The 12,985-nt window shown below is 41.1% G+C and carries 10 protein-coding genes; 2 read left to right on the top strand and 8 right to left on the bottom strand.

What is annotated here, in order from left to right; all coding sequences use genetic code 11:
* Positions 1–57: 57 nt before the first annotated feature.
* The 8 genes from sucD to sdhC form a co-directional block, all read right to left on the bottom strand.
* The gene (gene sucD, locus P20495_RS18645; protein WP_002961811.1) at positions 58–930 is read right to left on the bottom strand and encodes a succinate--CoA ligase subunit alpha; all 873 of its coding nucleotides are present in this window, start codon (positions 928–930) and stop codon (positions 58–60) included.
* Positions 930–2,096, bottom strand: coding sequence for an ADP-forming succinate--CoA ligase subunit beta (gene sucC, locus P20495_RS18650; protein WP_007375754.1), 1,167 nt, complete (start codon positions 2,094–2,096; stop codon positions 930–932). The genes sucD and sucC overlap by 1 nt, the downstream gene beginning before the upstream one ends.
* Before the next feature lie 177 nt (positions 2,097–2,273).
* Positions 2,274–3,791, bottom strand: coding sequence for a 2-oxoglutarate dehydrogenase complex dihydrolipoyllysine-residue succinyltransferase (gene odhB, locus P20495_RS18655; protein ID WP_007375753.1), 1,518 nt, complete (start codon positions 3,789–3,791; stop codon positions 2,274–2,276).
* Positions 3,792–3,794: 3 nt separating this feature from the next.
* Positions 3,795–6,614, bottom strand: coding sequence for a 2-oxoglutarate dehydrogenase E1 component (gene sucA / locus P20495_RS18660; protein WP_008133711.1), 2,820 nt, complete (start codon positions 6,612–6,614; stop codon positions 3,795–3,797).
* A gap of 91 nt (positions 6,615–6,705) precedes the next feature.
* Positions 6,706–7,422, bottom strand: a complete 717-nt coding sequence (locus P20495_RS18665) for a succinate dehydrogenase iron-sulfur subunit (RefSeq protein ID WP_007375751.1) — start codon at positions 7,420–7,422, stop codon at positions 6,706–6,708.
* A 10-nt stretch (positions 7,423–7,432) separates the two neighbouring features.
* On the bottom strand, positions 7,433–9,205 hold the full coding sequence (sdhA, locus tag P20495_RS18670) for a succinate dehydrogenase flavoprotein subunit (RefSeq protein ID WP_008133709.1): 1,773 nt from the start codon (positions 9,203–9,205) through the stop codon (positions 7,433–7,435).
* Positions 9,206–9,553 carry a succinate dehydrogenase, hydrophobic membrane anchor protein gene (gene sdhD, locus P20495_RS18675; protein ID WP_007375749.1) on the bottom strand — a complete coding sequence of 116 codons (348 nt, stop codon included), beginning with the start codon at positions 9,551–9,553 and terminating at the stop codon, positions 9,206–9,208.
* Positions 9,544–9,921: a succinate dehydrogenase, cytochrome b556 subunit gene (gene sdhC / locus P20495_RS20005; RefSeq protein ID WP_076914908.1), complete on the bottom strand. Its 378-nt coding sequence runs from the start codon at positions 9,919–9,921 to the stop codon at positions 9,544–9,546. The genes sdhD and sdhC overlap by 10 nt, the downstream gene beginning before the upstream one ends.
* Before the next feature lie 419 nt (positions 9,922–10,340).
* On the opposite strand from sdhC, the gene P20495_RS18680 reads away from it, so the two are divergent.
* Together P20495_RS18680 and P20495_RS18685 are read left to right on the top strand one after the other, a co-directional pair.
* Positions 10,341–11,627: a citrate synthase gene (locus P20495_RS18680; protein WP_007375747.1), complete on the top strand. Its 1,287-nt coding sequence runs from the start codon at positions 10,341–10,343 to the stop codon at positions 11,625–11,627.
* Positions 11,628–11,752: 125 nt separating this feature from the next.
* Positions 11,753–12,979 (top strand): aminotransferase class V-fold PLP-dependent enzyme, encoded by a 1,227-nt coding sequence (locus tag P20495_RS18685; protein ID WP_033014928.1) that lies wholly within the window; start codon positions 11,753–11,755, stop codon positions 12,977–12,979.
* The last annotated feature ends 6 nt before the right edge of the window (positions 12,980–12,985 follow it).

The raw sequence follows: 12,985 nt of genomic DNA, 5'->3' as shown, positions 1-12,985 counted from the left end.
TTTAACCCAATAACAAAAAGGCCCGCATAAGCGGGCCTTTTCAGAGGGAACAAGCAATTACCAGCCTGTTTTCTCTTTAAGTGCTTTACCGATTTCAGCAAGTGAACGTACAGTTTTTACGCCCGCAGCTTCTAATGCAGCAAATTTCTCATCAGCAGTACCTTTACCGCCTGCGATGATTGCGCCAGCGTGACCCATACGCTTACCTTCTGGTGCAGTAACACCAGCAATGTAAGATACTACAGGTTTAGTTACGTTAGCTTTGATGTACTCTGCAGCTTCTTCTTCTGCAGTACCACCAATTTCACCAATCATTACGATTGCTTCAGTTTGTGGATCTTTTTCGAACATTTCTAAAACGTCGATAAAGTTAGTACCTGGAATTGGATCACCACCAATACCAACACACGTAGACTGACCAAAACCAGCATCAGTAGTTTGCTTAACCGCTTCGTACGTTAAAGTACCAGAGCGAGAAACAATACCTACTTTACCAGGTTTGTGGATGTGACCAGGCATGATACCAATCTTAGTTTCACCAGGAGTAATAACACCTGGACAGTTAGGACCGATCATGCGAGTACCTGTTTGATCTAGTTTAACTTTAACGTCAACCATATCAAGTGTAGGGATACCTTCAGTGATACAAACAATCAGCTCGATGCCAGCATCGATAGCTTCTAAAATTGCATCTTTACAAAAAGGAGCTGGTACATAGATAACTGAAGCAGTTGCGCCAGTTTCTTGAACAGCATCACGAACTGTGTTGAATACAGGAAGACCAAGGTGCGTTTGACCGCCTTTACCAGGGCTTACACCACCAACCATTTGTGTACCGTACTCAAGCGCTTGCTCAGAGTGGAAAGTACCTTGGCCACCAGTGAAACCTTGACAGATAACTTTTGTATCTTTATTGATTAATACAGACATTATTTGCCCTCCGCAGCAGCAACAACTTTCTCAGCAGCGTCTGTTAGTGATTCAGCAGCGATGATGTTAAGGTCAGACTTAGCTAGAACTTCACGACCTAGTTCAGCATTAGTACCTTCTAAACGTACAACTACAGGTACGTTTACGCCAACTTCTTTAACTGCGCCAATGATGCCTTCAGCAATCATGTCACAACGAACGATACCGCCAAAGATGTTAACTAAAACAGCTTTAACATTGTCGTCAGAAAGAATGATTTTGAATGCTTCAGAAACACGTTCTTTAGTCGCGCCGCCGCCAACATCTAGGAAGTTAGCCGGTTTGCCGCCGTGTAGGTTTACGATGTCCATAGTACCCATTGCTAGGCCTGCACCGTTAACCATACAACCAACATTGCCATCTAGAGCAACGTAGTTAAGTTCGAAGCTTGCTGCGTGTGCTTCACGTGCATCTTCTTGAGATGGATCGTGGAACTCACGGATTTTAGGTTGACGGTAAAGTGCATTACCATCAATACCGATTTTTCCGTCAAGACAGTGAAGGTTACCTTCGTCTGTAATTACTAACGGGTTGATTTCAAGTAGTGCGAAATCAAAATCAGTAAACATTTTACCAAGACCCATAAAGATCTTAACAAACTGCTTCATTTGTACTGGGTTAAGACCCAATTTGAAGCCTAGTTCACGTGCTTGGTAAGCTTGAGGACCTACTAACGGGTCGATTTCAGCTTTGTGGATAAGCTCTGGTGTTTCTTCTGCAACAGTTTCAATTTCAACGCCGCCTTCAGTAGACGCCATGAAAACTACTTTGCGAGATGCACGGTCAACTACTGCACCTAGGTACAATTCGTTAGCAATGTCAGTACAGCTTTCAACTAAAATTTTAGCTACTGGCTGGCCTTTCTCGTCTGTTTGGTAAGTAACTAGGTTTTTACCCAACCAGTTAGCTGCAAACGCTTTTACTTCGTCGATAGTTTTTACTAGCTTTACACCGCCAGCTTTACCACGTCCACCTGCGTGAACCTGAGTTTTAACAACCCACATATCACCGCCGATTTTTTCAGCAGCTGCTGCAGCTTCTTCAGGTGTATCGCAAGCGAAACCTTGAGAAACTGGTAAACCATATTCGGCAAAAAGTTGTTTTGCCTGATACTCATGCAAATTCATGATGCTTTATCCAATTTTTTATACTAAAAGAGCTGAATATTTTTGAAAATAAACAACTATCCCAAATTGCGCACCTAGTATAGATCCCAAGGCTTAACATGAAAACCCCAGTACGACCAAAGGCGCAAAAAAAAAGCTGTGAATGTTCATTCACAGCTTACATTTCATACAACTAGATTAAACATCTAGCAATAAGCGTGTTGGATCTTCAAGTAACTCTTTAATAGTTACTAAGAAACCAACAGATTCTTTACCATCAATGATGCGATGATCATAAGAAAGTGCTAAATACATCATAGGTAGTATTTCAACTTTACCATTTACAGCCATTGGACGGTCTTGAATTTTATGCATACCCAAGATTGAAGACTGTGGCAAGTTAATGATAGGTGTAGATAGTAATGAACCAAATACGCCACCATTAGTGATAGTGAAATTACCGCCAGTCATATCTGCAAGCGTTAGCTTACCATCACGACCTTTAAGTGCTAATTCACGAATACCCTTTTCGATTTCAGCAACAGATAGTTTGTCACAATCTTTAAGTACCGGAGTAACTAGTCCACGTGGAGTAGATACTGCAATGCTGATATCAAAATAGTTATGGTAAACAATATCGTCACCATCAATTGATGCATTAACATCAGGGAAGCGTTTAAGTGCTTCAGTTACCGCTTTCACGTAGAAAGACATGAAACCTAAACGAATACCATGGCGCTTTTCAAATACTTCTTGGTACTGCTTACGAAGGCTCATGATTGGTTCCATGTTCACTTCGTTGAATGTTGTTAACATTGCAGTTGAATTTTTAGCTTCAAGAAGGCGTGTAGCAATCGTTTTACGTAAACGAGTCATAGGAACACGTTTTTGAGTGCGGTCGCCCATCGGTGCTGCAGGAGCTGAAGCTTCTGCTTTTTTAGCCGCTGGTGCTGGTGCTTTTAAGAATGTATCAACGTCTTCTTTAGTTACACGGCCATTTTTACCCGTGCCGTTAATTTTAGAAGCGTCTAGGCCTTTCTCAGCAATTAAACGACGAACTGATGGTGTTAACACATCAGAGCTTTCGCTTGAATCTGCTGCTGGCGCTGCGTCTGCTTTTGCAGCTGGAGCCGCTGGTGCACCGCCTGCTTTAACCGAACCAATTACTTGCTCGCCTAGTACAGTATCGCCTTCGTTGTGAATGATATCACCCATGATGCCATCTTCTTGAGCTACTACTTCAAGAACAACTTTATCTGTTTCAATATCTACCAAGTTTTGGTCGCGTGTTACTGCGTCACCTGGTTGTACATGCCATGTAGCAATTGTTGCGTCTGCAACTGATTCTGGAAGTACAGGTACTTTAATGTCCACTTCTTTACCTTCTGGTGCTGGTGCTGATTGCGCCGCTGGCGCGTCTTCTGATTTAGCGGGTGCTGATTCTTCTTTAGATGAACCTTCACTTGCTGGCGCTGCATCAGCATCACCAAGTAAACCCATAACTTGATCGCCAAGTACGGTTGCACCTTCTTCTTGTGATATTTCTGTAATTACACCGTCATGCTGTGCAACAACTTCTAAAACCACTTTATCTGTTTCAATGTCTACTAAGTTTTGATCGCGAGTTACTTTGTCGCCAACACTTACATGCCATGTAGCAACGGTAGCATCTGCAACCGACTCAGGAAGAACAGGAACTTTAATTTCTGTGCTCATTGCTTATCCTTTATTTTCTATAGTAAGCGCGTCGGCAACGAGCGCTTGTTGTTCTTTAGTATGTACTGACATGTAACCACACGCTGGTGATGCAGACGCTTTACGCCCTGCATATTTTAATTTAGCACCTTGTGGGATTGCATCAATAAAGTGATGTTGTGAACAGTACCATGCACCTTGGTTTTGTGGCTCTTCTTGACACCATACAAAATCAGTTACGTGTTGGTAACGCTCCATAATTGTTTGCATTTCGTCGTGTGGGAACGGATATAACTGCTCAACACGAACAATAGCAACATTATCTTGTTCAAGTTTGCGACGCTCTTGTAATAGCTCGTAGTAAACTTTACCACTACAAAATACAACACGTTCTACTTTCTCAGGGTTAATATCATCAACTTCGTCGATCATATTATGGAAAACACCGTGCGAAAGCTCTTCAAGCGATGAAGTAGCAAGAGGGTGACGCAGTAACGACTTAGGCGTCATAACAATCAGTGGACGACGAAGTGGTCGAACTGATTGACGACGAAGCATAGCGTAAACTTGTGCCGGAGTAGACGGAACACAGACTTGCATGTTGTGATCAGCACATAGTTGCAGAAAACGCTCTAAGCGTGCTGAACTATGCTCTGGACCTTGACCTTCGTAGCCATGTGGTAACAAAATTGTCAGACCACATAAACGGCCCCACTTTTGCTCACCAGAACTTAAAAATTGGTCAAATACAACTTGTGCACCGTTGGCAAAGTCACCAAATTGCGCTTCCCAAAGTACTAATGACGTAGGCTCAGCTGTTGCATAACCATATTCAAAAGCAACGACAGCTTCTTCAGATAAAACAGAGTCGAATACTTGGAAAGTACCTTGATCTTCACTTAAGTGCTGTAGAGGTGTATAAGTAGCACCATCTGATTGACTGTGAACAACAGCATGACGATGAAAGAATGTTCCACGACCTGAATCTTGACCCGTCAAACGGATGTCAGTACCTTCAGTTGCAATTGTTGCATAAGCAAGTGTTTCTGCCATACCCCAATCAAGAGGCTTCTCACCAGAAGCCATTAACTTACGATCATCGTAAATCTTTTTAACGCGTGACTGTGCTTTATATTGCTCAGGATAAGAAGCAATTTTCTCACCAAGTGCCTTAAGCTCTTCAACAGGTACGCTGGCATCGTAATCAACATCCCATTCATGGCCAACATACTTTGCCCAATCTGAAGAGTGTGATGTCTCTGGCTGAATTTCTGAAACAACACAATTTCCTTCATCTAATGCGCTACGATACTCATCGGCTAAGGCTTTTATTTCTTGTTCAGAAAAAGAACCTTCAGCAATAAGTTGATCGGCATAGATTAAACGTGGAACTGGATGCTTTTTAATTTTTTGGTACATTAAAGGCTGCGTAGCATTAGGCTCATCAGCTTCGTTGTGACCATGGCGACGGTAACACACTAAATCGATTACTACGTCACGCTTAAACTGGTTTCTGAAATCAAGTGCAAGTTGAGTAACAAATGCAACTGCTTCAGGGTCATCAGAATTAACGTGGAAGATAGGTGACTGAACCATTTTAGCAATATCAGTACAGTAATCAGTAGAGCGAACGTCGTCTTGTTTTGATGTAGTAAAACCAACTTGGTTATTTACAACAATACGAATACTACCACCACAACTAAACGCGTTAGTTTGTGATAAATTAAATGTTTCTTGTACAACACCTTGACCTGTAACCGCAGAATCACCATGAATTGTGATTGGTAGCGCTTTAATACCAGAGCTATCACCTAAGCGATCTAAACGAGCACGAACTGAGCCCATAACTACTGGATTTACAATTTCAAGATGAGACGGGTTAAACGCAAGCGCCATATGAACATTGCCACCTTTAGTAGCAAAGTCAGATGAATAACCCATGTGGTATTTAACATCACCAGAACTTAATGTTTCTTTGTGTTTACCAGCAAACTCATCAAACAACTCTGATGGATTTTTACCTAGTACGTTCACAAGCACATTTAAACGACCACGGTGAGCCATACCAATAACAGCTTCTTGTTGGCCGCTTTCACCAGCGCGGTGAATAAGCTCTTTTAACATTGGAACTAATGCATCGCCACCTTCAAGTGAGAAACGCTTAGCACCTGGGAACTTAGCCCCTAAATATTTTTCAAGACCATCAGCTGCCGTTAATCCTTTTAGGATACGCAGCTTTTCTTCTTTTTCGAATTTAGGCCTAGACTGAACAGATTCTAAACGCTGTTGTAACCAACGTTTTTCTTCTGTCGATGTGATGTGCATATACTCGGCGCCAATCGAACCACAATATGTAGTTTTTAGTGCTTGGTATAGTTCACCTAAAGGCATAGTATCGCGGCCAACGGCAAACGATCCTACATTAAATTCGCGGTCAAAATCAGCTGCTGATAAGTCGTGGTAATCTAGCTCTAAATCTCGTACACGTTCTCGTTCCCAAATACCTAATGGATCTAGGTTTGCATTTTGGTGTCCACGAAAACGGAAAGCATTAATAAGTTGTAGAACTTTAACCTGTTTAAGGTCACCGCCACTACCCTCTGCTACCACTACTTCTCTATGCTTGTTTTTGGCAAGCTGTGCAAACTGCGCTCGAACTTCTGAATGTTTTACTTCAACATCCACACCATCAACTTTAGGTAATTGTTCGAACACTTCTCGCCATTCTTCTGGCACAGAAGTCGCATCGTCTAAATACGCTTCATAAAGCTCTTCTACATAAGCAACGTTACCGCCGTTTAAATGTGAAGATTCTAGCCATGCCTTCATCACACCTTCGTGCATTTATAAGCCCTTTTCTTTAGCGCAGAAATTAATAGTTATCATAACAAGATGGCTAATAATCTGTATTAGCCATCTTACGTTTACTAAGTAATCAAACCGCTCGGTTTAATAACATAGATTTGATTTGCCCAATTGCTTTAGTCGGGTTAAGACCCTTAGGACAAACGCTAACACAGTTCATGATACTGTGGCAACGGAACACACTGAACGCATCGTCTAAATCCGCTAAACGTTCTTCAGTTGCTGTATCTCGGCTATCAGCCAAGAAACGGTAAGCATGAAGAAGCCCTGCTGGACCAATGAACTTGTCTGGATTCCACCAGAACGAAGGACACGATGTCGAACAACATGCACACAAAATACACTCATAAAGCCCATCTAATTTATCACGCTCTTCGATGGTTTGAAGACGTTCGCCTGCAGCAGGCTGATCATTAATTAAATAAGGTTTTACTTTTTCGTATTGAGTGTAGAACTGACTCATGTCAATAACAAGGTCACGAACCACAGGTAAACCTGGTAATGGACGTACTACGATTTTACCTTTGCCATTTTTTTGTAGCGTAGATAAAGGAGTAATACATGCTAAACCATTTTTACCATTCATGTTAACACCATCAGATCCACACACACCTTCACGGCATGAACGACGGAAAGATAATGTAGGATCTTGTTCTTTTAAAAGAATAAGTGCATCCAACACCATCATGTCGTGACCTTCCTCTGTTTGCAAGGTGTATTCTTGCATACGAGGAGCGTTGTCAACATCTGGATTATAACGATAAACTGAAAATTGTACTTGTGCCATCGTCTATCTCCTAGTAAACACGTGCTTTAGGTGGGAAAGCTTCACGCGTTTTAGGCGCATAGTTTACATCACGCTTGCTCATTTCATCCGTTACAGGATTAAATACTGAGTGACATAACCAGTTTTCGTCATCACGATCTGGGTAGTCAAAGCGAGAATGTGCGCCACGGCTTTCTGTACGGAAGTTTGCAGCTACTGCAGTTGAGTAAGCTGTTTCCATTAAGTTATCTAGTTCAAGACATTCGATACGCTGCGTATTGAAGTCTGATGATTTATCATCAAGACGAGCATGTTGCAGGCGTTCACGAATTTCTTTAAGTTCTTGAAGACCTGTAGCCATTGAATCACCTTCACGGAATACCGAGAAGTTAAGCTGCATACATTGCTGTAGGTCTTTTTTGATTTGAACTGGATCTTCACCTTGACCAGCCGTTGAGTTTTCCCAACGATTATAACGTGCAAGAGACGCTTCTAAGTCTGATTCTGAAGCTGACTTTGATACTTCAACATCTTTAAGGTACTTACCTAAGAAGTTACCAGCAGCACGACCAAATACAACTAAATCAAGTAACGAGTTACCGCCTAAGCGGTTTGCACCGTGTACAGATACACAGGCAATCTCGCCTACTGCAAATAAACCTTCAACTACTGTTTCTTTGCCTTGAGCATCGATTTGTAGCGCTTGGCCATTTACGTTAGTAGGAACACCACCCATCATATAATGACACGTTGGGATTACTGGAATTGGCTCTTTAGCAGGATCAACGTGAGCAAATGTTTTAGCTAGGTCACATACGCCTGGAAGTCGTAAATTAAGTGTTTCTTCACCTAAGTGGTCAAGTTTTAACTTAAGGTGAGGACCCCAAGGACCATCACAACCACGACCTTCACGGATTTCAGTCATCATTGAACGCGCAACAACGTCACGAGACGCTAAGTCTTTCGCGTTTGGTGCATAACGCTCCATGAAGCGCTCGCCATCTTTATTTAAAAGATAACCGCCTTCACCACGACAACCTTCCGTAACTAGCGTGCCAGCACCAGCTATACCCGTTGGGTGGAACTGCCACATTTCCATGTCTTGCATAGAAATACCAGCACGTGTTGCCATACCAACACCATCACCAGTGTTAATGTGGGCATTCGTTGTTGATGCAAATATACGACCTGCACCACCAGTGGCAAGCACTACAGCTTTAGATTTGAAATAAGTAATTTCACCTGTTTCAATTTCAATTGCAGTACACCCTACTACATCACCATTATCGTTTTTAACTAAATCAAGTGCATACCATTCAGAGAATACATTTGTTTTGTTTTTTACGTTTTGTTGATAAAGAAGGTGTAATAGCGCGTGACCAGTTCGGTCAGCTGCAGCGGCTGTACGCGCGGCTTGTTCACCACCAAAGTTTTTCGATTGACCACCGAAAGGACGTTGGTAAACACGGCCATTTTCAAAACGAGAAAATGGTAGACCCATGTTTTCTAATTCAGTAATCGCTTCTGGGCCTGTTTGACACATGTATTCGATTGCGTCTTGGTCACCGATAAAATCGGAACCTTTAACGGTATCGTACATATGCCATTCCCAGTTGTCTTCGTGTGAATTACCAAGCGCTACTGTAATACCACCTTGTGCAGATACAGTGTGTGAGCGAGTTGGAAATACTTTAGAAATTAATGCACACGTTTTGCCAGATTCAGTAATTGCTAGAGCGGCACGCATACCTGCACCACCTGCACCAATTACTACGGCGTCAAATTCACGAACAGAATATTTCACTTAAACACCCCATAATACAATTAGACCAATAGCTACGTACGCAACGGCCATTAGGTTTAATATAAAACCTAAAACAGCACGTAACTTCGCACACTTAACATAGTCTGTAAGAACTTGCCAAAGGCCAATGCGGGTATGAACCATAACGCAGACAAGGGTAATTAATGTAAACCCTTTCATTGCTAGGTTAGAGAAGAGGCCTGTCCAGGCTTCGAAAGTGACTTCTGGCGTCGCTAAAAAATAGCCGATAATAAAAATCGCATACGCGCTGATTATTAATGCCGTGGTACGTAAAGATACGAAATCTTGTACACCATCACGTTTAAGAGTTGCTTGATTTAAAACCATATCCACACCCCTGCCAATACGGCAAACACAACACCAAGAGCCATTGAAACTTTAGCGCTGAGGTTACCTGATTCAAGTTCTTCCCAATGTCCCATATCCATAATCATATGACGGATACCACCAATAAGGTGATAACCTAATACAGAAACAGTGCCCCAAGCTATAAATTTGGCAATGAATCCGTTAAACAGACCCTTGACGAATTCAAAACTTTCAGCTGAAGAGAGAGACTCAGACCAAGCCCAAATGACAAACGTTAAAGCAAAAAACAATGCAACACCGGTGACGCGGTGGAATATTGACGCTTTAGCCGTTGCCGGCATAGATATAGTTGTTAGATCTAGATTTACAGGTCTTTGCTTTTTCACAGTTACTTGCCCATCTTGCTCGCAGTGGAGCTCATCTACTTGCTTTTCTAAAAACCCACCAAATATTACTGGTGGAACTATCAAAGTAAACGTATTAAAACAGTTAAAGTTCACATTTAAGCAAAAGTTAAGCTGTAAAAAAATGTTTACCCAAATACAATGCGGTTTAAAACCACTGTTAGTATATATACCCACAGGGCTTTTTACAATTCTTGTTTATTTATAGATGTTTGCGAATTAGCCAATGGTATTATATTTAATTAATACAGAATATTTATTATACATATATGCATAATGTTTATAAAAATTGACTTTACACCCCTCTTTCACGTTAAAATGCAAAGATGTGCTTAAAACAGATTTCAGAACTTTAAAAATCTAAAAATCAGAATAGATATCTTAATAGGAGATACATAACGATGGCAGATAAAAAAGCCACAGTCCAAATTGATGGACTAGATCCAATCGAACTTCCAATTTATCAAGGCACTGCTGGCCAAGATGTAATCGACGTACGAACGCTCGGTTCACATGGTCACTTTACTTATGACCCAGGTTTCATGTCGACTGGTTCTTGTGAATCTGCAATCACCTACATTGATGGTGGTAAAGGCATTTTACTTCACCGCGGTTACCCAATCGAACAATTAGCTGACGACTCAAACTACATTGAGTTATGTTATTTACTGTTAAATGGTGAATTACCTTCTAAAGAACAATACGAAGTTTTTAAGAATGAAATCACTACAAGCACTATGCTTGACGAGAAGATTGCTAACTTTTTCCAAGGTTTCCGCTTTGACGCTCACCCAATGGCAATGCTTTGTGGTGTAGTGGGTGCGTTATCATCTTTTTATCATGAAGACCTTGATATTACTGATGCAGAACAACGTAAAACAAGCGCAGTTAAGCTAGTTGCTAAGTTACCAACTATTGCTGCAATGGCTTATAAAACAAACATCGGCCAACCGTTTGTATACCCACGTAATGATTTAAGTTATGCAGAAAACTTCTTACATATGATGTTCTCTGTACCTGCTGAAGAATATAAAGTTAACCCTATAACAGCTAAAGCAATGGATAAAATATTCATGCTTCATGCTGACCATGAACAAAATGCATCAACGTCTACAGTACGTCTTGCAGGTTCATCTGGTGCTAACCCATACGCTTGTATTGCTGCTGGTATTGCTTCTCTTTGGGGCCCTGCTCACGGCGGCGCTAATGAAGCATGCTTAAACATGTTAGAAGAAATCGGTTCTGTTGACCGTATCGATGAATATGTAGCAAAAGCTAAAGATAAAGCTGACCCGTTCCGCCTTATGGGCTTTGGCCACCGTGTTTACAAAAACTTTGACCCACGCGCTACAGTAATGCGTCAAACGTGTCATGAAGTTTTAGCTGAGCTTAATATCCAAGATCCATTGCTTGATATTGCAATGAAACTTGAGAAAATCGCGCTAGAAGACCCGTACTTCGTAGAGAAGAAACTTTACCCTAACGTAGATTTCTACTCAGGTATTATCTTAAAAGCGATTGGTATTCCAACAAGCATGTTCACTGTTATTTTTGCAATGGCACGTACTGTTGGTTGGATCACTCACTGGGACGAGATGTTATCTCAACCTGGTCATAAGATAAGCCGCCCTCGTCAGCTTTATACTGGTTACACTGCACGTGACTACGTATCAACTGATAAGCGCTAATCCGCTTTAGTATTGTTTGAATATTTTAAAAGGCCGCTTTGCGGCCTTTTTTATTATTTGTTACTTGAGAATAATAAAAAAGTGTCTACAATTCTCGCCTTAAAATGACTACATTGATGAAGCTAATGACTGTTTTAGAGTTTGACATAAATAAAATTCGAAGTGACTTCCCTACCTTAAATCAAACTATAAACGGCTACCCGCTTGTTTATTTAGACTCAGCTGCAACCTCGCAAAAGCCTCAATCAGTTATTAATGCAATTACTGAGTTTTACACTTCTCAAAACGCAAATGTACACCGTGGCCGTCACTCGCTCAGCGAACAAGCTACTAATTTATACGAGCAAGCACGAGATAAAATGGCTCAGTATTTTAATGTGTTCAGCCACGAGATTGTTTGGACAAAAGGCGCTACAGAGGCAATAAACTTGGTCGCTAACGGCTTAAAAAAGCGTTTAGATAAAAGTCATACCATAATGATATCTCCACTTGAGCATCATGCAAACATAGTGCCTTGGCAAATAGTGAGTCAACAAACAGGTGCTAAATTAGTATCGCTGCCGCTTAATAAAAACGGCACGCTAAACACACAAGAATGCTGTGAATTTATAAAAGAAACAGAACCTGCCTTATTAGCTATTACACAAGCATCGAACACACTCGGTAATATCACTGATTTAAAGCCACTAATTGTAGCTGCAAAAGAGGTGAATTCACTTGTTTTAGTCGATGGTGCGCAAGGTGCACTGCATTTAAAACCTGATTTACGGGAATTAAACTGTGATTTTTATGTCTGCTCAAGCCATAAAATGCTTGGTCCAACAGGCTTAGGTGTACTTTGTGGTCGATATGAGGAATTAAACGCCTTAGATATATATCAATCAGGCGGTGAAATGATCGATAAAGTATATTTAACCCACAGTACTTATCGCCCAGCACCTGCAAAATTTGAAACCGGCACACCGAATATTTCCGGCGTTTTAGGCTTTAGTGCTGCATTAGACTATTTAAATGAATTAGACCACGGTAAAATTCAGCGCTACGAGCAAAAATTATTTAATTATGCAGCAAAAAAATTGGTAATGATTGAGGGTATTACAATATATAGCAACCTATCTGACAATATTGGTACGCTCTGTTTTAACTTTAATAATGAACATCCTTACGATTTGGCAACTTTACTTGACGGATATGGGGTTGCGGTAAGGAGCGGACACCATTGTACACAACCTTTAATGGCACATTTAGGCGTTAATGGAACAGTTAGAGCTAGTTTAACCTTTTACAATACCTTTGAAGATGTAGATATATTTATCCATTCGCTTAAAAAATGTATCGCTTTATTGGATTAAACGTCA

The organism is Pseudoalteromonas sp. BSi20495 (genome assembly GCF_000241185.1).
GTDB classification, from domain to species: Bacteria; Pseudomonadota; Gammaproteobacteria; order Enterobacterales; family Alteromonadaceae; genus Pseudoalteromonas; species Pseudoalteromonas fuliginea.
The sequence above is the reverse complement of the archived record's forward strand: the minus strand, read 5'-3'. Positions and strand labels throughout refer to the sequence as shown.

Excerpts from the sequence above, each read along its gene's own strand:
- sucD (WP_002961811.1), bottom strand. The coding sequence starts at position 930 with ATGTCTGTATTAATCAATAAAGATACAAAAGTTATCTGTCAAGGTTTC.
- sucC (WP_007375754.1), bottom strand. The coding sequence starts at position 2,096 with ATGAATTTGCATGAGTATCAGGCAAAACAACTTTTTGCCGAATATGGT.
- odhB (WP_007375753.1), bottom strand. The coding sequence starts at position 3,791 with ATGAGCACAGAAATTAAAGTTCCTGTTCTTCCTGAGTCGGTTGCAGAT.
- sucA (WP_008133711.1), bottom strand. The coding sequence starts at position 6,614 with ATGCACGAAGGTGTGATGAAGGCATGGCTAGAATCTTCACATTTAAAC.
- P20495_RS18665 (WP_007375751.1), bottom strand. The coding sequence starts at position 7,422 with ATGGCACAAGTACAATTTTCAGTTTATCGTTATAATCCAGATGTTGAC.
- sdhD (WP_007375749.1), bottom strand. The coding sequence starts at position 9,553 with ATGGTTTTAAATCAAGCAACTCTTAAACGTGATGGTGTACAAGATTTC.
- P20495_RS18680 (WP_007375747.1), top strand. The coding sequence starts at position 10,341 with ATGGCAGATAAAAAAGCCACAGTCCAAATTGATGGACTAGATCCAATC.
- P20495_RS18685 (WP_033014928.1), top strand. The coding sequence starts at position 11,753 with ATGACTGTTTTAGAGTTTGACATAAATAAAATTCGAAGTGACTTCCCT.